This window comes from Exiguobacterium alkaliphilum 12/1, assembly GCF_000714435.1.
GTDB lineage: Bacteria > Bacillota > Bacilli > Exiguobacteriales > Exiguobacteriaceae > Exiguobacterium > Exiguobacterium alkaliphilum.
The window spans coordinates 1-21,021 of sequence record NZ_JJMW01000037.1 but is presented as its reverse complement, the minus strand read 5'-3'; the positions used below and the strand labels follow the sequence as shown (position 1 = coordinate 21,021).

General features: G+C 55.0%; 22 protein-coding genes and 9 tRNA genes. 27 read left to right on the top strand and 4 right to left on the bottom strand.

Annotated elements, in window-relative coordinates; translation table 11 throughout:
• Positions 1-5 precede the first annotated feature (5 nt).
• Both RT52_RS08315 and RT52_RS08310 read right to left on the bottom strand, forming a co-directional pair.
• The gene (locus tag RT52_RS08315; protein WP_034809062.1) at positions 6-1,451 is read right to left on the bottom strand and encodes a nicotinate phosphoribosyltransferase; all 1,446 of its coding nucleotides are present in this window, start codon (positions 1,449-1,451) and stop codon (positions 6-8) included.
• Positions 1,452-1,475: 24 nt separating this feature from the next.
• On the bottom strand, positions 1,476-2,009 hold the full coding sequence (locus RT52_RS08310; RefSeq protein WP_034814295.1) for a cysteine hydrolase family protein: 534 nt from the start codon (positions 2,007-2,009) through the stop codon (positions 1,476-1,478).
• A gap of 139 nt (positions 2,010-2,148) precedes the next feature.
• Between RT52_RS08310 and RT52_RS08305 the strand changes: the two genes are divergently transcribed.
• Genes RT52_RS08305 through RT52_RS08295 form a run of 3 tightly spaced genes read left to right on the top strand, consistent with a single transcriptional unit; the run spans position 2,149 to position 3,251 of the window.
• Entirely contained in the window at positions 2,149-2,424 is a 276-nt protein-coding gene (locus RT52_RS08305) for a 4a-hydroxytetrahydrobiopterin dehydratase (protein WP_034814293.1), read from the top strand.
• Positions 2,417-2,899 (top strand): hypothetical protein, encoded by a 483-nt coding sequence (locus RT52_RS08300; protein WP_245175433.1) that lies wholly within the window; start codon positions 2,417-2,419, stop codon positions 2,897-2,899. The genes RT52_RS08305 and RT52_RS08300 overlap by 8 nt, the downstream gene beginning before the upstream one ends.
• A 34-nt stretch (positions 2,900-2,933) precedes the next feature.
• A complete protein-coding gene (locus tag RT52_RS08295) occupies positions 2,934-3,251 on the top strand; it encodes a hypothetical protein (RefSeq protein WP_034809073.1) in 318 nt (105 codons plus the stop codon).
• 35 nt (positions 3,252-3,286) lie between these two features.
• Here the strand turns inward: RT52_RS08295 and RT52_RS08290 are convergent, their stop codons facing one another.
• On the bottom strand, positions 3,287-3,739 hold the full coding sequence (locus RT52_RS08290) for a YusW family protein (protein WP_051690219.1): 453 nt from the start codon (positions 3,737-3,739) through the stop codon (positions 3,287-3,289).
• A gap of 172 nt (positions 3,740-3,911) precedes the next feature.
• Here RT52_RS08290 and argC point away from each other — a divergent pair, with 172 nt between their 5' ends.
• Genes argC through argF form a run of 7 tightly spaced genes read left to right on the top strand, consistent with a single transcriptional unit; the run spans position 3,912 to position 13,028 of the window.
• Positions 3,912-4,937 carry an N-acetyl-gamma-glutamyl-phosphate reductase gene (gene argC, locus RT52_RS08285; RefSeq protein WP_034814289.1) on the top strand — a complete coding sequence of 342 codons (1,026 nt, stop codon included), beginning with the start codon at positions 3,912-3,914 and terminating at the stop codon, positions 4,935-4,937.
• A 10-nt stretch (positions 4,938-4,947) separates the two neighbouring features.
• Positions 4,948-6,165: a bifunctional glutamate N-acetyltransferase/amino-acid acetyltransferase ArgJ gene (gene argJ / locus RT52_RS08280; RefSeq protein WP_034814287.1), complete on the top strand. Its 1,218-nt coding sequence runs from the start codon at positions 4,948-4,950 to the stop codon at positions 6,163-6,165.
• Positions 6,162-6,941, top strand: coding sequence for an acetylglutamate kinase (gene argB, locus RT52_RS08275; protein WP_034814285.1), 780 nt, complete (start codon positions 6,162-6,164; stop codon positions 6,939-6,941). The genes argJ and argB overlap by 4 nt, the downstream gene beginning before the upstream one ends.
• A complete protein-coding gene (locus RT52_RS08270; protein ID WP_034814283.1) occupies positions 6,901-8,046 on the top strand; it encodes an acetylornithine transaminase in 1,146 nt (381 codons plus the stop codon). Before argB ends, RT52_RS08270 begins: the two co-directional genes overlap by 41 nt.
• Positions 8,043-9,092 carry a carbamoyl phosphate synthase small subunit gene (locus RT52_RS08265; protein ID WP_034814281.1) on the top strand — a complete coding sequence of 350 codons (1,050 nt, stop codon included), beginning with the start codon at positions 8,043-8,045 and terminating at the stop codon, positions 9,090-9,092. Before RT52_RS08270 ends, RT52_RS08265 begins: the two co-directional genes overlap by 4 nt.
• Positions 9,085-12,105 (top strand): carbamoyl-phosphate synthase (glutamine-hydrolyzing) large subunit, encoded by a 3,021-nt coding sequence (gene carB, locus RT52_RS08260; protein WP_034814279.1) that lies wholly within the window; start codon positions 9,085-9,087, stop codon positions 12,103-12,105. Before RT52_RS08265 ends, carB begins: the two co-directional genes overlap by 8 nt.
• Positions 12,102-13,028, top strand: a complete 927-nt coding sequence (gene argF / locus RT52_RS08255) for an ornithine carbamoyltransferase (protein ID WP_034814278.1) — start codon at positions 12,102-12,104, stop codon at positions 13,026-13,028. The genes carB and argF overlap by 4 nt, the downstream gene beginning before the upstream one ends.
• A 40-nt stretch (positions 13,029-13,068) precedes the next feature.
• Here argF and RT52_RS08250 read toward each other — a convergent pair whose 3' ends face one another.
• The gene (locus tag RT52_RS08250; protein ID WP_034808713.1) at positions 13,069-13,794 is read right to left on the bottom strand and encodes a rhomboid family intramembrane serine protease; all 726 of its coding nucleotides are present in this window, start codon (positions 13,792-13,794) and stop codon (positions 13,069-13,071) included.
• Positions 13,795-13,857: 63 nt separating this feature from the next.
• Between RT52_RS08250 and acpS the strand changes: the two genes are divergently transcribed.
• From acpS to RT52_RS08165, 17 genes are all read left to right on the top strand, one after another.
• On the top strand, positions 13,858-14,229 hold the full coding sequence (gene acpS / locus RT52_RS08245) for a holo-ACP synthase (RefSeq protein WP_034814276.1): 372 nt from the start codon (positions 13,858-13,860) through the stop codon (positions 14,227-14,229).
• A complete protein-coding gene (alr, locus tag RT52_RS08240) occupies positions 14,213-15,289 on the top strand; it encodes an alanine racemase (RefSeq protein ID WP_034814275.1) in 1,077 nt (358 codons plus the stop codon). The genes acpS and alr overlap by 17 nt, the downstream gene beginning before the upstream one ends.
• Positions 15,290-15,421: 132 nt before the next feature.
• The gene (locus RT52_RS08235) at positions 15,422-15,700 is read left to right on the top strand and encodes a hypothetical protein (protein WP_034780874.1); all 279 of its coding nucleotides are present in this window, start codon (positions 15,422-15,424) and stop codon (positions 15,698-15,700) included.
• A gap of 5 nt (positions 15,701-15,705) precedes the next feature.
• Positions 15,706-16,056 carry a type II toxin-antitoxin system PemK/MazF family toxin gene (locus tag RT52_RS08230; RefSeq protein ID WP_016510516.1) on the top strand — a complete coding sequence of 117 codons (351 nt, stop codon included), beginning with the start codon at positions 15,706-15,708 and terminating at the stop codon, positions 16,054-16,056.
• A gap of 139 nt (positions 16,057-16,195) precedes the next feature.
• Entirely contained in the window at positions 16,196-16,522 is a 327-nt protein-coding gene (locus tag RT52_RS08225) for an STAS domain-containing protein (RefSeq protein ID WP_034808704.1), read from the top strand.
• Positions 16,519-16,995 carry an anti-sigma B factor RsbW gene (gene rsbW, locus RT52_RS08220; protein ID WP_034814273.1) on the top strand — a complete coding sequence of 159 codons (477 nt, stop codon included), beginning with the start codon at positions 16,519-16,521 and terminating at the stop codon, positions 16,993-16,995. The genes RT52_RS08225 and rsbW overlap by 4 nt, the downstream gene beginning before the upstream one ends.
• Positions 16,961-17,761: an RNA polymerase sigma factor SigB gene (sigB, locus tag RT52_RS08215; RefSeq protein ID WP_034814271.1), complete on the top strand. Its 801-nt coding sequence runs from the start codon at positions 16,961-16,963 to the stop codon at positions 17,759-17,761. The genes rsbW and sigB overlap by 35 nt, the downstream gene beginning before the upstream one ends.
• A 71-nt stretch (positions 17,762-17,832) precedes the next feature.
• The gene (locus RT52_RS08210) at positions 17,833-19,962 is read left to right on the top strand and encodes a Tex family protein (RefSeq protein WP_034814269.1); all 2,130 of its coding nucleotides are present in this window, start codon (positions 17,833-17,835) and stop codon (positions 19,960-19,962) included.
• 217 nt (positions 19,963-20,179) lie between these two features.
• A tRNA-Asn gene (locus tag RT52_RS08205) sits at positions 20,180-20,254 on the top strand.
• Positions 20,255-20,263: 9 nt separating this feature from the next.
• Positions 20,264-20,355, top strand: a tRNA-Ser gene (locus RT52_RS08200).
• A 23-nt stretch (positions 20,356-20,378) separates the two neighbouring features.
• Positions 20,379-20,453, top strand: a tRNA-Glu gene (locus RT52_RS08195).
• Between the two features lie 6 nt (positions 20,454-20,459).
• Positions 20,460-20,535 (top strand) — tRNA-Val (locus RT52_RS08190).
• Between the two features lie 19 nt (positions 20,536-20,554).
• Positions 20,555-20,630 (top strand) — tRNA-Asp (locus RT52_RS08185).
• Between the two features lie 7 nt (positions 20,631-20,637).
• Positions 20,638-20,709 (top strand) — tRNA-Gln (locus RT52_RS08180).
• Positions 20,710-20,719: 10 nt separating this feature from the next.
• Positions 20,720-20,795: transfer RNA gene (locus tag RT52_RS08175), tRNA-Lys, on the top strand.
• Positions 20,796-20,824: 29 nt separating this feature from the next.
• Positions 20,825-20,912: transfer RNA gene (locus tag RT52_RS08170), tRNA-Leu, on the top strand.
• 4 nt (positions 20,913-20,916) lie between these two features.
• Positions 20,917-20,993, top strand: a tRNA-Arg gene (locus RT52_RS08165).
• Positions 20,994-21,021: the final 28 nt, after the last annotated feature.

Sequence of the window (21,021 nt, the reverse complement as noted above, 5' to 3'; positions counted from 1 at the left end):
TTCTTTTATTTCGGGATTCGCGTCTGGCGAATCATCTCGAGTTTCAAATCCCATAACGGTTTGCTGAACGTCACCGAATACACTTCCGGCAGACGGAGTCGCTTGTACTCTTCCCATAAGCCGTTCATCTGCTCACGGTGATAGTCGCGAATCTCTTTCGCGCTCGGGAGCGTATAGACGCGCTCGCCGTCTAAGAAGATCGGTTCGAGCAAGCGCTTGACGCTGAAGTTGCGTGTTTTGATTTTGAACGCCGGGTCGCGCACGTCGATGAGGTCGATCTCGGAATACGTCTCGACCGGCTCATCCGACAAGGCGATATAGTCACCTTTGAATTTCTTCGTCTCGTTGTCGATGATGCGATACAGTTCTTTCTTGTGTGGGGTCGTCGTCTTCACTTTCGAAGAGGACACTTTGATGACCGGCTTCAACGTGCCGTCTTTGTCTTCACGGGCGACGAGTTTATACACCATGCCGAGGGCCGGTTGCTCATAGGCGGTGATGCCACGCGTCCCGACGAGGAACGTGTCGGCCTCAGCCCCTTGCATCCGCAAGTCTTGGATGACGTATTCGTCCAGGTCGCCGGAGACGACGATTTTGACGTAGTCAAGACCCGCTTCGTTGAGTGCCTTCCGGGCCCGTTTCGACAAGTAGGCCAAGTCACCGGAGTCGAGGCGGACCGATTTCAAGCGGTATCCGTTTGCCTCGAGTTCTTTCGCGACGGTAATCGCGTTCGGGAGTCCCGACTTGAGCGTGTCGTACGTGTCAATCAACAGGCTCGTATTGTCCGGGTACATCGAGGCGAACGAGCGGAACGCCGTCAATTCATCGTCGTGGAATTGGATATCGGCATGTTCCATCGTCCCGCCGGTCGGTACATCGAAATCACGGCCGGCCGAAACGAGACTCGTCACGTCAAACCCGGCGATATATGCGGCCCGTGTGCCATAATACGCGGCGTCGACTCCTTGGGCACGGCGAGCGCCGCCTTCGAGCAACGTCTCGTTCGGTGCCGCTTGGCGAATCCGGGCGTATTTCGTCGCGATGAGCGATTCATGGTTGGCGATGTTCAAGAACGCCGTCTGGAACAGTTTCGCCTCAAAGATGGTCGACTCGATTCGGACGACTTGTTCGTGCGGGAAGATAATCTCCCCTTCACGGACGCTGTAGAGTGAGCCCGTGAATTTGAAGTTACGCAGTACGTCCGCGAACTCGTCCTCGAAGTCGAGCTGCTCTTTCAAATAAGTGATGTCTTCCTCGGTGAACGAGACGTTCTCCAAGTAGTGGACGATGTTTTGTAACCCGGCAAAGACGACGTAGCCGCCGCTGAACGGGTTCGAGCGATAGTATAAATCGAAGACGACTTTTTCATTGTGACGTCCTTGTTTCCAGTAGATGTACATCCAACGTGGGAGGTACAGGTCCGTGTGAAGCGCTAAATTCCGATGTAACATAGTGAATTCCTTTCTGATTTCGTGTCACTTCCCGGTAACGGTCGCTCCGAGTGTCGTGACAAAATGTTCGAGCGCCCATTCATGGCCGATCGGGTTGAAGCTTTGGACGGCGTCCGCGTGGATGACCATCTTGTAGCCGAGGTTGTAGGCGTCTACCGCTGTATGCAAGACGCAAATGTCGGTACACACACCGACGAGATGGATTTCGGTGATGCCTCGTTCCCGTAGACGAAGGTCGAGGTCGGTCCCGGCGAAGGCGCTGTATCGCGTCTTATCGATCCAATGGTCGGCCTGTTCAGCTGCTTTTTTGACGGCGCCGTATAGGTCGCGCCCTTCTGTTCCGCGGATGTTGTGGGGCGGGAAGAGTGTCGTTTCCGGGTGATACGTGTCACCGGCGTCGTGCACATCGTTCGCGATGACGACGTAATCTTCGGGCGAAAACGCCTCGATCAACTGAACGATTCGTTCTTCTATATCTTGCCCGGGTTTTCCACAAGTCAAACGACCCGTGTCTGCGATAAAATCGAACGTGTAGTCAATGACGATCAATGCGCGCATAGGAGGTCTCCTCTCAAGTGCAAAATAGTTGGCTATCCTTCTTATTCTAAATCATTTTGCATGATGCGAAAAAGATTATTTTTCGCCTGTGTCGGGTAGTAGGTGTAAGTAGAACTGTAAGCGAAAGGGGAATGGACCGATGCTGTTGTCATCTACCGAACTATCGGAACAATTGTCGCGCTTGAACGGGTGGGACGTCGTCGAAGGGGAACTCCAGAAGACGTATCGTCTCGACACGTTCCCGGAGGCGATTCAATTCGTGCACCTCGTCGCCGACTTGGCCGAGTCGCTCAATCATCATCCGAACATCTTAATCGAGTATCGCAACGTCACGCTCACCGTGTCGACGCACGACGAAGGGGGCATCACGGAGAAAGACATCATGCTCGCGAAAGGGTGTGAGGAACTTGTCTAACCTGTATATGACGTTCGCCTCTGGTAGCGTCGCCGACCGGTTCCGGGAAAACCCGGACGTGCTCGTCGCGAGCGGCAATGAGACGATTTTACTCGCGGAAGGGGACAAGTCTCCGTTCCAAAGCGGAAAGACGTTCCGCATCGAAGAAGCGGAAGGACAATTCGCGTCGAAAGGGAATATTGTCTATGCGAACGTCCCCGTCGACTCGAATGCACGCTCGCTCTTGTTTCATCGTCTGTTGACTGAAAAATCACGTCTTGGGGCCGGGCACGATGGCTTCACGGCGTATCGTCTCGGCGTCGACCCGGACGACAATCACGGCATCGTGCTCATCCAATTCGCCGAGGCCGGCAACAAGTTCCGTGACTCGACAGACTATGTCCTATTTCAAGAATGGCTGAAAGATGCCGTCGAACAAAAAGGTGCAGGTCCGATCATAAAACACTATGTCGTCACGGAAGCGGATAACCTATAATAAAAGATAACGTCACGTTAGGGGAGGATTTTTAATGAACAAGAACTACTTTTGGATGGGTATGGCCGCTGGAGCCATCATCGGAGCAGGTGCGTCACTTCTCCATCGCGAGACACGCGAGCAACAAGTTCGTCAGTTGAAAGGCTTAAAATCACGCGTGAAGTCAGCGGACACATCGACACAAGCGCATTCGGTCGGCTTGCAAGCGTCACCGAAAGGTAGCTTGAAAGACCGCGTCATGGATTTGAAGGCGCTCTATGAAGAGAACCAAGACACAATCCAAAACCTCGTGGAAGACGTAAAAGATTTGATGGACGCGCTTCAAGAGGCACGTCACAAAAACCAACTCTAATACAAATGGCCAAGCGGACTCCGCTTGGCCATTTGTTATTCTTGCTTATATTCTTTCTCGGTTCCGTCCGTGAACGTGACGTCCGCCTCGATTTTTTCAGCATCGTCCGCGATGTTAAACGCTGCCTTGATTTGATTCAACACTTCCTCGTCCGGTGTGTCTTGGTCGAAGTTCAATTGACCGAAGACCGGATCGAGTTCTTGCATCGCTTCGTCCCCGCGCAAGTTCTGGTCATCCTCTTTCCGTTCATACGAAGCCTCGGTCGAATTGTTCTCAACCTCATAATCGACTTTGATGGCGTCATCAACGTCCGCATAGTCGACTTCAAGTTCGAACTTGTCGAACGTATACATGGAGTTGTTCTCCGTATTCGCCTCGTCTTCGACCGGTGCGTCACTCGGTTGGTTCGTGACTTCGTCAGACGAGCCGCATCCTGTAATCAAAAAGAGTGATGCCGTGATCGGTAGTGTCCATTTCAAACGTTTCATCAACAAATTCCTCCTCTATGTTTCGCATAATTTTTCCATTCCCCTAACGTGAAAAAACTATTCGTCATTCGACCGATTCCACATCGCTTTGTACACTTTGTATAAAAATACAATTGACAGTATAAATATGCGTATGGTTTAATCGGATTATTCTTTTGAGGAGGTACGACAGATGATCACGTGTGGAATCGTCGGTGTGACGGGATACGCCGGCATGGAACTATTGAAATTGATTTCGGCGCATCCGCGCTTACAAGTGACGTGCGTGATGAGCGACTCGAGTGCGGGGCTGCGCCTCTCTGACTTGTATCCGTGGATGGAGACGGGCGCGTTGACGCTCGAACCGTTCAAACCGGAGAAGTTGAACCAGCTTGACGTCTTGTTCCTCGCGACGCCGAGCGGGGTGTCGGCTCGATACATTGAACAGCTGGACGCGTTCGAAGGCGTCGTCGTCGACTTGAGCGGTGACTTGCGCCTTACGGGTGAGGTGTACGCGACGTGGTACGGCAAAGCGCCTGTCCATGCCGACACACAGGCGAAGGCCGTTTACGGGTTGACGGAATGGAACCGTGAATCCGTGCGGACGGCGAGATGGATCTCAAACCCTGGCTGTTACGCGACGGCCGTGTCGCTCGGTCTCCTGCCGTTTCTGACAGACGGATTGATTGAGCCGGACGAGGTGATCGTCTCGGCCTGCTCGGGCATCACCGGTGCCGGCAAAGCTTTGAGCACGAAGACGCATCACGCTCGCTCGAATGAGAACGTACAGCTATACAAGATTCACACGCATCAACACATCCCAGAGATTGAACAGACGATTCACCAAATGACAGGCGTTGAGGCGACCGTCTCGCTTTCCACGCACCTCTTACCAATCAACCGCGGCATCATGGCGACGATGCATGTCGTCCCGACGATTGATCAGACGGAAACGGAATGGATTGATCTATTGAGTCGTGCGTACAGACAAGAGCCGTTCATTCGCGTGCAACAAGGGGAGCCTGAGATTCGGACGGCCGTCGGGTCGAACTATTGTGATCTCTGGGTGTATAAAGACGACCGGACCGGACGGCTCACCATCGTCTCGGTCATCGACAACATGCAAAAAGGGGCAGCCGGACAGGCGATTCAAAACGTCAACGTCCGGTTCGGATTCAATGAAGCGCTCGGGCTAAGCACCCAACCACAATACATATAGGAGGGATGACATGACAGATTTAACGATGAGTCCACCGGTGAGTCTCGTCTCACCGAAAGGGTTTCACGCGACAGGCGTACATGCCGGATTGAAACGAAAACGCAAAGACTTGGCGCTGCTCGTCTGTGAACAACTAGCGAGCGCGGCGGCCGTCTACACGACCAATCAATTTCAAGCGGCGCCGATTCAAGTGACGAAACAGACGCTACAAGCATCAAACGGAAAGATTCGCGCCGTCCTCGTCAACAGCGGGAACGCGAACGCCTGCACCGGCGACCAAGGATTGACGGACGCCTATGCGATGCGAGCGAAAGCAGCCGCGCATTTAGGGATTGAAGCTGATGAAGTCGCGATCGCTTCGACTGGGGTCATCGGGCAACTGTTGCCGATGGACACGCTTTTAGCCGGAATCGAATTGTTGACGCCTGAGCCGGATGCGGCACAGGCCGGGGCGTTCGCTGAAGCAATTTTAACGACAGACACCGGAGTGAAGACGACCGGGGTCCGTTACGCGGATGGCGATACGTTCGTGACGGTCGCCGGGGTCGCCAAAGGCTCCGGTATGATTCATCCGAACATGGCGACGATGCTCGGGTTCGTGACAACCGATGCCGTCATCGCGCCAGAATTGTTACACGTCGCACTGAAACAAAGCGTTGACGCCTCGTTCAATAACATCACCGTCGACGGGGACAGTTCGACGAATGACATGGTGCTCGTCATGGCGAGCGGCGCTTCCGACACAGAAGAAATCAAGGCGGGAACGGACGCGTATCATCAATTCACAAAAGCGTTGACGGACGTTTGCACGGACCTCGCCAAACAAATCGCACGTGACGGGGAAGGTGCGACGACGCTAATTGAAGTCAACGTCGTCGGGGCGAAGACGGACGAGACGGCCCGCATCATCGCGAAACAGGTCGTCGGATCCTCGCTTGTGAAGACAGCGGTCTATGGCAAAGATGCGAACTGGGGACGTATCATCGCGGCCGTCGGGGCGACGAAAGAACCGATTGACGTCGGTCGGGTCGACATCCAGATCGGCTCTCAACTTGTCTTATCGAAAAGTGTGCCGGTCTGGTTCGACGAGACACTCGCCTCGGCGGAGATGGGACAAGACGTCGTCGCAATCCGGATCGATTTGAACGACGGAACGGGAACGGGCAGCGCCTATGGCTGCGACCTCACGTACGATTACGTCAAAATCAATGCGAGTTATCGGACATGAGCGAGCGGAAAGTCGTCAAGCTCGGTGGGAGCGTCTGGGACACGCTTCATCACGACTACTTTACAGAGTGGAAAGAATGGGTTGAAGCCGGAAATGAACTCATCTTACTTCACGGTGGGGGACCGAGATTGTCGGCTTACTGTGAGAGCCAACAAATCAAGCCCGTCTTTCAAAACGGACGTCGCGTGACAACGGAGGACGTGTTGACCGGGGCGACACGTGTCCTCGCGGGGGAGATGCAAACGGAAATCGTGACGGCGCTCGGTCGGTCTGATATGAATGCGGTCGGATTATCGGGTGTCGACGGACGGATGCTCACTGGGCGTCAAATCAAAGAACTCGGGGCCGTCGGTGAAGTCGAGACCGTTGATGTGTCGTTGATTGAGCTACTCGTTCAAAACCACTACGTGCCGGTCGTGACGTCGATTCTGTTCGGAACAAACGGCGCCCTGAACTGTAACGGGGACGATTGTGCTGTCGCCGTCGCCTGTGCGCTTAAAGCCGATCACTTCGAGATGATCACCGACGTGCCGGGTATTCGAATCAACGGTACGGTTCAACAGACGCTGACCGTCGATGCGATGCAACAGGCGATTGAGTCGGGAGCAATATACGGGGGCATGATTCCAAAGACAGAGGCGCTCCGCTCCGCACTAGACGGGGGGGTGGCGCTTGCCATCATTCGAGACGGGAACGACCCGACAGCAACCGGGACACAACTAAAGGAGGGACATGATGAGCGCACTACTTCCCACATATGGGCAACGAGCCATTGAGATTAAACAGGCAGACGGATCGTACGTGACGGACACGACGGGGAAACAGTACCTCGATTTCGTCATGGGCATCGCCGTCTGTAACACCGGACATCGCCATCCTGCCGTCCTTGAAAAGATCGAGGCACAGCTTGGCAACGTTTGGCATACGTCCAATCTATATGCGATTAGCGGGCAGGAACGTGTGGCGGAGAAACTCGTCGCCGGTACACATTTGACGCGCGCCTTCTTCTGTAACAGCGGGACAGAGGCGAACGAGGCGGCGTTCAAGCTGATTCGGAAATGGACGGGCAAGACGAAAATCGTCTCGTTCACGAAATCGTTTCACGGCCGGACGTTCGCGATGCTCGGGGCGACCGGGCAAGACAAAGTGAAGGCCGGTTTCGGGCCGATGGTGCCGGACTTCGTCCATGCACCGTTCAACGACAGCGCGGCACTCGACTTCATCGATGACGAGACGGCGGCCGTCTGGCTCGAAGTCGTCCAAGGGGAAGGTGGCGTCGTCGTCGGTGACGTCGCATGGTTCGCGGCATTGCAAGCGAAAGCGGATGAACATGGGGTCAAAGTGGTGATCGATGAGGTGCAGACCGGGATCGCCCGAACCGGCACCCGATACGCGTTCGAACAGACTCCGCTCAAGCCGGACGTCGTGACTCTCGCGAAAGGGCTCGGGAGCGGTTTTCCTGTCGGTGCGCTCGTAACGGCACCTGGGGCAGAAGCCGTATTTGAAGCCGGTAGCCACGGGTCGACGTTTGGCGGCAATCCGCTCGCCATGGCCGCGGCCGAGGCGACGCTCGATGTGTTATTCGAGGATGCGGCGCTGGCTCACGTCCAAGCGATGGGCGCATACTTCAAGTCGGGTCTTGAGCGTTTCGTCGATGGGGACACGTTCATTGACGTGCGCGGACTCGGGCTCATGCTCGGACTCGTCGCAACAAAACCAGTGGCCGATTTGATCAATCGACTACGGGATGCAGGGCTCCTCGTCGTCGCAGCCGGACCGGATGTGATTCGGTTCTTGCCGTCACTTTTCGTCAGTCAACAAGAAATCGATGAGGCGCTCGCCATCATCGAACAGGTCGTCACAAAGGAGATGGTGCAATGAACGGGACATTGACGTTACAAAACGGGATGACGTTTCACGGGACATGGGAGACGAGTGCCCGGCTCGGTAAAGGGGAAGTCGTCTTTTTCACCGGGATGACCGGGTATCAAGAAGTGTTGACGGACCCATCGTACGCCGGACAAGTCATCGTCTTCACGTATCCGCTCATCGGACAATATGGTCTCGAGGCCGGTGCGTCTGAAAGTGTGGATATCCAAGTCGCTGGCGTAATCGTCCAGACGCTCACAGGAAACGGACAGTCAAACGAGTTAAAAGACTGGTTGGAACAAGCGGGAATTCCCGTCTTGTCTGGAATTGATACGCGCACGCTCGTCCATACGCTCCGCCAGGAAGGTGATCAGTGGGGGCTCCTGGCGATGAATTCGAACGGGCAAGTCGAAGGCGACTTCTTACAAATCACGGAGACGGTCACGACCGCGAAGCCGGTCCAACTCGGAACGAATCAAAAAGGACACATCGTCTGTCTCGACTTCGGGGTGAAGTCGTCGATGGTCGAGGCGATGCTCGCACGCGGCTATGGCGTCACGACCGTACCATACGATACGCCGGCGGAAGCGATTCATCGTTTGAAACCGGACGGGGTGCTCGTCTCGAACGGACCGGGCGACCCGCGTGATTTGATGGACCGGATTGAGACGGTCCGCGAGGTGGCGCTTCGCTATCCGACGCTTGGGATTTGTATGGGACATCAACTCATCGCACTCTCGTTCGGGGCATCGATTGAGAAGCAGACGTACGGGCACCGGGGTTCAAACCATCCGGTACGAAACGTCCAAACGGGCGAGGTGTGGATGACGTCACAAAACCATGGGTACGTCGTCACGCGCGACAGTCTCGAACGGACACCGCTCGAGCTGTTGTTCGAGAACGTGAACGACTTGTCCGTAGAGGGGACGACACATCCGACGGCACCGATTTTGACGGCGCAGTTCCATCCAGAAGCAAGCCCGGGACCGAAAGAGGCGCAGGCGTTATTCGATCAATTCGATGAAATGATTCAACAAGGGGTGAACGTATATGCATAAGAAAGTGCTCGTCATCGGCTCCGGTCCGATTATCATCGGGCAAGCGGCCGAGTTCGATTATTCAGGTACGCAAGCGTGTCAGGCGCTTCGGGAAGCGGGATGCGAGGTCGTCTTGTTCAACTCGAACCCGGCGACGATCATGACCGACCCGGGTATGGCCGACAAGACGTATATCGAGGCGATGACGCTCGAAAAGGCCGAGATGATTATCGAAGCCGAACAGCCGACACACCTACTCGCGACCGTCGGTGGACAGACTGCGCTCAATTTGGCGCTCGCGCTCGATGAGGCCGGGGTGCTCGAAAAGCACGGCATCGCCCTGCTCGGGACGTCGCTCGAGACGATCCGTGACGGCGAAGACCGGGAACGCTTCAAGCAGAAGATGCATGAACTCGGGGAACCGCTCCCGGTGAGTACGACGATCGAGACGCTCGACGAGCTCGATGCGTTCATCCAAACAGCTGGAGTCCCGCTCATCGTCCGTCCGGCGTTCACCCTTGGGGGGACGGGAGGTGGCATCGCGACGACCGTCTCGGACGCCTATGAGATGGCGCGGCGCGGACTTGAGGCGAGCCCGATCTCGCAATGTCTCGTCGAAAAGAGTATCGCCGGCTTCAAAGAGTTCGAGTACGAAGTGATGCGTGACGAGAAAGGGACGTGCATCATCGTCTGCAACATGGAAAACATCGACCCGGTCGGGGTGCATACGGGCGACTCGGTCGTCTTTGCTCCGGCACAGACGCTATCGGATACGATGCACCAGACGTTACGGAGTGCAGCGCTTCGGATCGTCTCGAGTCTCGGCGTCGTCGGTGGCTGCAACATCCAGTTTGCCGTTCATCCGACTGAACCGACTTACTACGTCATCGAGGTCAACCCGCGCGTGTCGCGGAGTTCGGCCCTCGCCTCGAAAGCGACCGGCTATCCGATTGCGAAGATCGCGACGCGTCTCGCGCTCGGCGAAGGGTTGGATGATTGCGTGAACCCGGTGACGAACGGCACGATGGCTAGTTTCGAGCCGACGCTTGACTATGTGACGGCGAAAGTGCCGTGCTTCCCATTCGACTTGTTCAAAGGGGCAGACCGCGCCCTCGGTCCCCAGATGAAAGCGACGGGTGAGAGCATGGCGATGGGGAAGACACTTGAAGAGGCGCTTCAAAAAGCGTGGCGTGGTGCCGGGATCGAGCAGGCCCCGCTCTATCCGACATGGATGAAGCGAGCCGATGCGAATGAACTGTGGCAGGAAGTACTCGCCCCGACCGACCGTCGCCTGCACGCCTGTCTCGCGCTCATCGACCGCGGTCTCGCCTCGCGCAGTGAACTCGAGGACAAGACGGGCATCGCGCCGCACTTCATGGCGATGCTCGAGACGCTCGTCACGATGACAAAATCCACCGATTTTTTGACGGAGTCGAACATGTCACAGGCAAAGCGGCTCGGGTTCACCGATGCACAAATCGCCGCCATCTCAGGCATAACAATGGGAGACGTCAAGGAGCTGCGTGCGACGTTCGGCATCCGACCGGTCTATCACATGGTCGACACATGCGCGGCCGAGTTCGAGAGTACGACCCCTTACTTCTACGGGACGTGGCACGGAAAGACGGAAGTGAAGGCGAGTCAGACGCGGAAAGTCGCCGTCATCGGGGCCGGTCCGATACGCATCGGCCAAGGCATCGAGTTCGACTACAGTTCGGTCCATGCCGTCCGGGCACTTCAACAGCAAGGTATCGAGGCCATCATGATCAACAACAACCCGGAGACGGTCTCGACCGACTTCACGGTCGCTGACCGGTTGTATGTCGAGCCGCTCACGCTAGAAGACGTCACACACGTCCTCGAGGCAGAAGGGTGTCGTGACGTCTTAATCCAGTTCGGCGGTCAGACGGGCATCGCGCTCGCGCACGGTCTGGAGGCGGCTGGATATCGCTTGCTCGGCGCCTCGGCTGCCGTCATCGACCAAATGGAAGACCGGGACCGCTTTTATGCGTTTCTTGACGAGATTGACGTCGCGCACATCCCGGGAGAAGAAGTCGGGACTACCGCTGCTCTCTATGAAGCGGTCGACCGGATTGGCTTCCCGTGCGTCGTCCGGCCGTCTTACGTCATCGGTGGGAAAGGGATGCACATCTTGCAATCCGAGGCGGACCTTGCCCGAATCAGTCCAGACCTCGCTTATCCGCTCCTCATCGACCTCTACGTCGCCGGGCGCGAACTTGAGGTCGACTGCGTGACGGACGGGCAGACCGTCTACGTGCCGGCCATCTTGGAACAAATCGAGGCGGCTGGGGTTCATTCCGGGGACTCGACGATGGTCATGCCGCCGGTCGAGACGTCCGAGGCACACCAACGACAGATTGACACGATCACGAAACGAATCGGTCAGGCACTCACATATCGCGGGGCGCTCAACATCCAGTTCGTCTTAAAAGACGACACGATTTACGTGCTTGAAATCAACCCGCGGGCGTCACGGACCGTCCCGATTGTCAGCAAAGTGACTGGTGAACCGCTCATCGAATGGGCGACACGCGCCGCGCTCGGCCATTCGCTTAAAGGCGTCTTACCGGTCGAACGGAAACAACTGACCGGTTATGCGGTGAAGACGCCGATTTTCTCAAGTTTGAAGCTGCCAGGTGTCGACCCGCTCACAGGACCGATCATGCGCTCGACAGGGGAGACGCTTCAATTCAGTCCAATCCCCGTCGTTGCCGAACGGTTCTGTTACGATGCGACGACGACCCGGGTCATGGCGCGACCACAAATCGTGTATGGGGAAGGGTGGGAGACGTTCGGCGAGGTACCGCTCGACGCGACGATTGACTTCCAACACGTCGCCGTCCTCTTCTCGCACGTACCGGCTGAACAAGTGATACGGGAGGCGGCCGTCCGAAACGGCGTCCACGTCATCTCGGAGCAACACCTCGCCCGTTACTATCAAGCGACGGTCGACACGACACCAGTGCCGGTCCGTCCGTTACAGGCGCACACAAAGGAGGAATTACCGTTATGACGACAAAGACGTTCAAACACATGTTGACGCTCGAGGAATTGACACCAACGGATTTAGATGAACTCATTCGCTTGGCGATCGACGTGAAACGACATCCGGACGCGTATGGGACGGCGCTTGCCGGTAAGAAGGTCGCCTTATTGTTTGAGAAGGCGTCCACGCGCACGCGCATTTCGTTCGAGGTCGGGGTCGTCGAGCTTGGCGGCTACCCGCTCTTCTTGAGCGGGAGCGACCTTCAAATCGGACGCGGTGAACCGATCACGGATACGATTCGAGTGATGAGCCGCTACGTCGACGCACTCATGATTCGGACGTACGCCCATGAAACGGTCGAGACGCTCGCGACGGCGGGCTCGATTCCAATCATCAACGGGTTGACGGACACGCATCATCCGTGCCAAGTGCTCGCCGACCTCTTGACGATTGAGGAGACGTTCGGGACGCGCCAAGGGAAAGTGTTGACGTACATCGGTGACGGGAACAACATGGCCCACTCGCTCATGCTTGGCGGTGCCTTGAGCGGAATGCATATCCGCGTCGCCTCGCCGGACGGTTATACGGTCGACGAGACGATTTACAATCAGGCCGTCGCGCTAGCCGAGACGACCGGCGGCAGCGTCACACTCTACGGCGACCCGGCCGAAGCGACGGTGGGCGCACATGTCGTCTATACGGACGTGTTCGCCAGCATGGGGCAAGAAGCGGAGGCGGAAACGCGCCTCGCCCATTTCGCCTCGTTCCAAGTGGACGAAACGTTGATGGCGTCGGCACGGGACGAAGCGATTTTCCTACACTGTCTGCCGGCTCATCGCGGTGAAGAAGTGACGGCGGACGTGATGGACGGCCCGCAGTCGCTCGTCTTCGACCAAGCCGAGAACCGGCTCCATGCCCAAAAAGCACTGATGATTACATTGCTCGCCTAACGAAAAGGAGCTTCGCCGACGACTGGCGAAGCTCCTTTTGTCATAAGAATCGTGCGAACAGGCCGAAGACGGCGAGTCCGATAATCACGTAAAAGATCCATTTCCCTTCACCCGTATGAATGATGGGCGGTACGTACTTGCGCGGCTTGTACTTCCCGTAACGGAGCGGCCGTGAATACGGCACCGTATAGCGCGACAACGGATAGGCGAGCAGGAATCCGGCGAGGAATCCGTACACGTGCCCCCAGAGCGAGACGTTCGAACCGATTAACGTGAAGACGGCACTGATGGCGACGAAGATGTAGACGAGTCGCGCGTCTTGGCTGTAGATGAGCGTCCGACGGAAACGTCCGATGAATACGTAGAAACCGAGGATCGCTAAGATCGCGCCCGAGGCACCGGCCTGAAGATAGAACAGTTGGCTCACGGTAAAGTACGTGAGTAGGTTGGCGAGCGCGCCAGCGACGAGATAAAACAGCGCGAACCGCACATGCCCGACCATGCGTTCCATCGCTGGGCCGAAGATGATGAGCGCGAACGAGTTGAACAGCAAGTGGCCAAGTCCTAGATGGATAAAGTTTGCCGTCAGGAGACGGTACCACTGCCCATCTGCGAGCGCGAGGTGGAACGATCCGCCCCGTGCGACGATCTGAAGTCCCGGCATCAAAGAATCGATGACAAACACGACTAGTTGGATTACAATGAACAGCGTTACGAGCGGGTATGCTCGGATGAACGTTTGAACATTCTCAGTACGACTAAACATAGCATCACCTCTTTCCTTAATTGTATAAGGAAACGAGTGGAAAAGGAAAGGAGCGAGTATCCTGTGATTGTAGGAATCGGCATCGACCTCGTCGAACTCGAGCGCATTGCTCGCTCGATACAGAAGCCGGGGTTCATGGAACGGCTCTTGACCGAGGCGGAACGTGGACTCGCGTCGAACTACCCGGAACAACGCCGCATCGAGTTCGTTGCCGGCCGCTTCGCCGCGAAAGAGGCTTACGCCAAAGCGGTCGGAACGGGCATCGCCCGTGGATTGTCATGGCAACAGATTGAAGTGTTGCCCGACGAGACGGGACGGCCAGTCATGACGGCACCGTCGCCGGGACGGATTCATGTCAGCATTAGCCATAGTGAACAATACGCCGTGGCCCAAGTCATCATTGAAGAGGAGGATTCCGATGTATCGTCCAAGTAAAATTGAAATTGACCGGGCAGCGATTGCGCATAACGTGAGCGAGATTAAGCGTCGCATCCCACAACAATTGATGGCGGTCGTCAAAGCGAACGCGTACGGGCACGGTGCCGTCGAGGTCGCGACGATCGCGCTCGAGAACGGGGCGACGATGCTCGGGGTGGCCTTGCTTGAAGAAGCGATTGAGCTTCGTGAGGCCGGTATCGACGCACCGATCCTCGTCATGGAAGCCCAGTTCCCGGAATATGCGGGCGTCGCGGCGAAACATGACGTCATCCTCTCGGTGTTCTCGGCGGAATGGTTCGAGGAAGCGAAAGCGCATCTTGGTGAACGACCGCTCACCGTCCATGTGAAAGTGGACACCGGCATGGGCCGGCTCGGTCTTCGGACGCGAGAAGAACTTGACGCGCTCCTTGAGGTGGCCGATGACCGTTTCGTCATCGAAGGCATCTATACACATTTTGCGACGGCCGATGAACCGGATAGCGCGCTTTATCACGAGCAACAAGTCCGTTTCGATCGTTTAATGGACGGACTCGGTTCACGCTTCAAGTACATCCATACGTCGAACTCGGCCGGGGCGATTCGGATGGCTGGTGAAGACGTGCCGTATAACCTTGTCCGTGTCGGCATCGCCATCTACGGACTCTACCCGTCAAGCGAGATGGCGTCATTCTACTCCTTTTTGCGGCCGGCGTTCACGCTGAAGAGTAAGCTCATGCAAGTGAAACGGCTCGAGGCCGGGCAGACGATCAGTTATGGGGCGACGTACACGACGACAGAAGATGAGTGGATCGGTACGGTGCCGGTCGGTTATGCGGACGGTTGGATTCGAAAGGCGGGCGGCTTCGCAGTCGACGTCAATGGCAACCGGTGTCCGATTGTCGGGCGGGTATGCATGGACCGTTTCATGATTAAACTGCCGCGAGCATTCCCGGTCGGTACCGACGTGACGCTCGTCGGCGGTCCGGTGCCGATTGACGAATTGGCGGCGCATTTGGAGACGATTAACTATGAGGTCGTCTGTCAGTTGACCGGACGACTGCCGAGACACTATGTGTGAATCAGAAAACGTGTGAAATTATCTGAATTCTTTCTCGAATCCTCTATATTTTCCCAAACTCGCGTGTTATATTGATAAAGAACGCGGGAAAAACATTCCGCCAGTCCATTGAAACGATTCTGGAGGTGTAAGATGTTGAAACAGCGAACAGCGGGTGCATTGGCGTCCGTTCCAGATCGGTTCTCGCAGCATGGGGGTCCGATTTCGATGAAAGATCGTGAATCATTGTCATTGAACGATGTAGTGACGTACTTGTCCAAAGAAATTGCTGATCGACAACAAACACTGCGTGAAGAATTGGCGAGAGGCTATCAAGAGATGGCCGCGTTTAATTTGAATATGGCAGAAGAGATGCTGATGATTGAGACGGAAGCCGAACATGCTCTCTTACGTCAAGTAAGCGGGGTGTGAGCGGAGTGATCGTAAAGCGTGGTGACGTGTTTTATGCGAATCTGTCGCCCGTAGTCGGTTCAGAGCAAGGTGGAGTTCGCCCGGTCCTCGTCATTCAAAACGATATCGGCAATCGCTTTAGCCCGACCGTCATTGTCGCTGCGATTACGGCTCAGATCCAAAAAGCAAAACTGCCGACTCATGTGGAAGTATATCAAGTCAAACACGGACTCGAACGAGACTCAGTGATTTTGCTTGAACAGATTCGAACGATTGATAAACGTCGTCTGACAGACAAGGTCACGCACCTTGATGATGAGACGATGCACAAAGTGGACAGAGCGCTAGAGATTAGTATGGGATTAATCCCTCTCTAGCTTACATATGAACAGAACCGGTACATGGGTATCGGTTTTTTTCAAAAAAAATTAAAATATAGGTTTAAGATTATGAAATACGGGAATTATTTTTAATCGTACTCAATTTTTCTGTACGCAACTTTAGGAGGGAATAACGATGGATTTAGCGATTCGCGAGCAAGTCATTGGAGATCAATTACACCTTTACGTATCCGGAGAAGTGGATACATATACCGCTCCCAAACTGAAGGAAGTATTGCATCCGGCGATTACGGAGCAAAACGTCGTCGTTCATTTGGATGAAGTGGATTATATGGACTCAACAGGTCTCGGCGTATTCGTCGGCGCCCTTAAAATAGCAACACGCAACGAGAAAGAGTTGTCGCTCGTCGGTGTGACCGACCGCGTCAATCGTCTCTTTGAATTGACAGGCCTTCACAAATTGCTCTCGATTAACACGAACGTAAGAGGTGGCACGCAATGAGTAACATCGAACAGACGGTGATGACGTTCCCGGCCAAACCGGAATATGTCGGTGTGGTCCGTTTAGTCGTGTCAGGAATCGCGAATCGTATGGGATATACGTACGACGAGATCGAAGACATCAAAATCGCGGTCTCGGAAGCTTGCGGCAATGCTGTCCAACATGCATATGACGATCAAGAAGGTGAAGTGAAACTCACGTGCGGCGTTCACACGGATCGTTTAGAAATGACGATTGAAGATTCGGGCAAGACGTTTGCTGACGATGTGAAACGCCAAGCGGCGCCGGTCGAAGAGACGGCTGAAATCGAATCGCTTCACGAAGGAGGACTCGGTCTGTTCCTTATTGAAGCGTTAATGGACGACGTCTCGATCAACAAAGACAATGGTGTCAAAGTGACGATGACGAAACTCCTTAACAGGGACGAGGTGGATCAGAGTGCCAGCAAAATCTCAACAACGCCATCACAGTGATGATGAAGTATTAGAGTGGATTGAACGCTATCAACAGGACGACCAAAACGAGGAAGTCCAGATGCTCTTAATCAATCGCTACTCGGACCTCGTCGAAGCACTCGCGCGCAAGTTCTCCCGGGGCCGGGCCATCCATGATGACCTCGTCCAAGTCGGGATGATCGGACTGCTCGCGGCGCTCCGTCGTTTCGACCCGGAATTCGGACGCAGTTTTGAATCGTTCGCCGTCCCGACCATCATCGGTGAAATCAAGCGATTCATCCGGGACAAGACGTGGAGCGTTCACGTACCACGTCGCATCAAGGAACTCGGGCCGAAGATTAAGAAGACGGTCGAAGAGTTGACGACCGAGCTTCAACGTTCACCGCGCATCGATGAGATTGCCGATTATCTCGGCGTATCCGATGAAGAGATTCTCGAAACGCTCGAGATGGGTAAGAGTTATCAAGCGCTCTCAGTCGATAGCTCGATCGAAGCGGATAACGAAGGAAGCACGGTCACGCTACTCGACCTCGTCGGGAGTCAAGAGCGGGGCTACGAGTCGGTCGACCAACGACTCATTCTCGAAAAAGCGTTCAGCGTGCTGAACGAACGAGAACAGGCGATTTTAGAATGCGCCTACTACAAAAATATGAGTCAAAAAGAGACGGGCGAATTGCTCGGCATCTCGCAGATGCACGTTTCACGCCTTCAGCGTCGTGCCCTCGAGAAGTTGCGAGAAGCCATCAAAGTGCCGCTCAATGAAGTATTTTCTAGCGATGACTGAGGAGTCATCGTTTTTTTGTTGTCTGCTCTTTGCTACACTTCAACTAGAGACTAGAAAAGGAAGTGGTTCAGATGATCACGAAAGTCGCGAAAACGCTACAAGTAAAAGAAAGTCAAGTCGAGACGGTGAGACAACTCGCCGCTGACGGCGCGACGATCCCGTTCATGGCCCGTTACCGTAAGGAGATGACGGGGAACCTCGATGAAGTCGAAATCAAATCGATTCTTGACGCCCTTCAATATGAAGAGAGCTTGCAGAAACGAAAGTCCGACGTGCTCGCGAAATTAGAAGAGCTCGAGAAAGCGACGCCGGAACTCGCACGCGCGCTCGAAGCCGCGACGACGTTGCAACAAGTCGACGACATCTATTTGCCGTACCGACCGAAGCGACGGACGAAAGCCGAGCAAGGCCGCGAGAAGGGGTTGCAACCGCTCGCCGACTGGTATCGCAACCCGTCCGCCTATTCGTTGAAAGACGCACAACAGCTCGCCGGGGACACGCCGCTCGACGAGGCACTGCCGTTCGCCCAAGCAATCATTGGAGAAGAGTGGGGCGAGACGGCGTCACTTCGTCAATCGCTCCGGGCCCGGGTCCGGAAAGAAGCGTTGCTTCGTTCACAAAAGAAAAAGCAGGCGGAAGATGAGAAAGAAGTCTTTTCACAGTATTATGACTACGAGGAAAAAGTCGCCGGGATTGTCCCGCACCGTGTCCTCGCCTTGAACCGTGGAGAGCGGACGGACGTTCTTCAAGTCAAACTCGTGTTTGACGAGACGACGTTCATGAATCAGGCGCTGCGTCCGTTCGAACGACTCCCGGCCGAGAAACGTGAACTCGTCACCGTCGCCATCAAAGAGGCGTATAAAAAGTCAGTATTCCCGGCGATTGAACGCGAGATGCGCAGTGAGTTGACCGAGACGGCCGAAGAACAGGCGATTGACGTCTTCGCCAAAAACTTGAAGCAGCTGTACATGCAACCGCCGCTCCGGGAAGTCGTCGTCCTCGGGATCGACCCGGCGTATCGGACGGGATGCAAATGGGCCGTCGTCAATGAGATCGGAAAAGTCGAAGAAGTCGGAGTCTTCTATCCGACAGCGCCGAAACATGACGTGGCCGGTTCGGAAAAAGTGCTCGCCTCGCTCGTGAAGAAATATCCGATTTCCGTCATCGTCATCGGAAACGGGACTGCGTCACGGGAAACCGAGCAGTTCGTCGCCGACTGGTTGAAGAAAGCCGAGCGTGAGATTGCGTATGCGATCGTCAATGAGGCCGGGGCGAGCGTCTATTCGGCTTCAGAAGTCGCCCGTACCGAATTTCCGGCGCTGAAAGTCGAGGAGCGGTCCGCTGTCTCGATTGCGAGACGGATTCAAGATGCGATGGCCGAACTCGTCAAAGTCGACCCGCAGTCTGTCGGGGTCGGTCAGTATCAGCATGACGTCAGTCAAAATAAACTGAAGGCGTCGCTCGAGTTCGTCGTCGAGAGTGTCGTCAATATGGTTGGGGTCGATGTGAACCGGGCCTCGGAATCGCTTTTGACGTACGTATCGGGCTTGAATAAGACGACGGCGAAAAATATCGTGGCGTATCGCGATGAGTTCGGCCGATTCGACACGCGAAAAGAAATCAAAAAAGTTCCACGCCTTGGAGCCAAGGCGTATGAGCAAGCTGCCGGCTTTTTGCGAATCACGAACGGAAGCGACGTACTCGACCAAACCGAAATTCACCCGGAGAGTTACAAACTGACACTCTCTCTATTGAAGGAACTCGGTGTTTCGAAGCAAGCAGTCGGGACGGCCGAGTTGCGAGACCGATTGAAGACAGTCGATGCGAGTGCGCTCAGTGAAAAGTTGAATGCTGGATTGCCGACAATTGAAGATATCTTGAAGTCGCTCGCGAAACCGGGACGCGATCCGCGTGAGGACATTCAAAAGCCGTTGCTTCGGACGGATGTCATGAACCTAGAAGACCTTCAAGTTGGGATGGAGTTTCAAGGAACGGTCCGAAACGTCATCGACTTCGGGGCGTTCGTCGATATCGGCGTGAAGCAAGATGGGCTCGTCCATATATCGAAACTGTCCAACCGATACGTGAAACATCCGCTCGACGTCGTCGCAGTCGGAGATATCGTGACGGTCTGGATCGAACAAGTCGATGCGAATCGAGGTCGAATCAGCTTGACGATGCTCGCACCAAAGAAGTCATGACGAGCATATAAAGAAGAAAGTCGGGGTTGGGCAAAATGATTTCATTTTGCTCAACTTTTTTTGTGGAAAAGTGTTGACGGTCTTTTCGGACCGTGCTATCTTATAGAAGTCGCCGAGAAACGGCACGCGAAATTAAAGCTTTTCTAAAAAAGTGATTGACAGGTTTCTGGTTTGCGGTTACAATTTAAAGCGTTACTTCGATAAATTCAAGCAACGTTCCGCAATAGCTCAGTGGTAGAGCAACCGGCTGTTAACCGGTAGGTCGTAGGTTCAAATCCTACTTGCGGAGCCATTTTATTTTGGAGACGTACCCAAGAGGCTATAAGGGGCTCCCCTGCTAAGGGAGTAGGCTGGGAAACCGGTGCGAGGGTTCGAATCCCTCCGTCTCCGCCACTTAACTTTTAGAAAGCATTCATGGCCCGTTGGTCAAGCGGTTAAGACACCGCCCTTTCACGGCGGTAACACGGGTTCGAATCCCGTACGGGTCACCATCATATGGAGGATTAGCTCAGCTGGGAGAGCACCTGCCTTACAAGCAGGGGGTCGGCGGTTCGATCCCGTCATCCTCCACCATTCAAATAAAACGTAATCTGGTCTCGTGGTGTAGGGGTTAACATGCCTGCCTGTCACGCAGGAGATCGCGGGTTCAAATCCCGTCGAGACCGCCATTTACGTTGGGCTGTAGCCAAGTGGTAAGGCATCGGATTTTGATTCCGACATGCGAAGGTTCGATCCCTTCCAGCCCAGCTTTTTATTTGAGTCATTAGCTCAGTTGGTAGAGCATCTGACTTTTAATCAGAGGGTCGCAGGTTCGAGCCCTGCATGACTCACCATTTTTATCCCTCGTAACACTTTATACGCTGCGGTCGTGGCGGAATCGGTAGACGCGCTAGGTTGAGGGCCTAGTGGTGGTTAACACCGTGGAGGTTCAAGTCCTCTCGACCGCACCAATATGCACCCTTAGCTCAGTTGGATAGAGCGTTAGACTACGAATCTAAAGGCCGGGAGTTCGAATCTCTCAGGGTGCACCATTTTTATTATGGGCCTATAGCTCAGCCG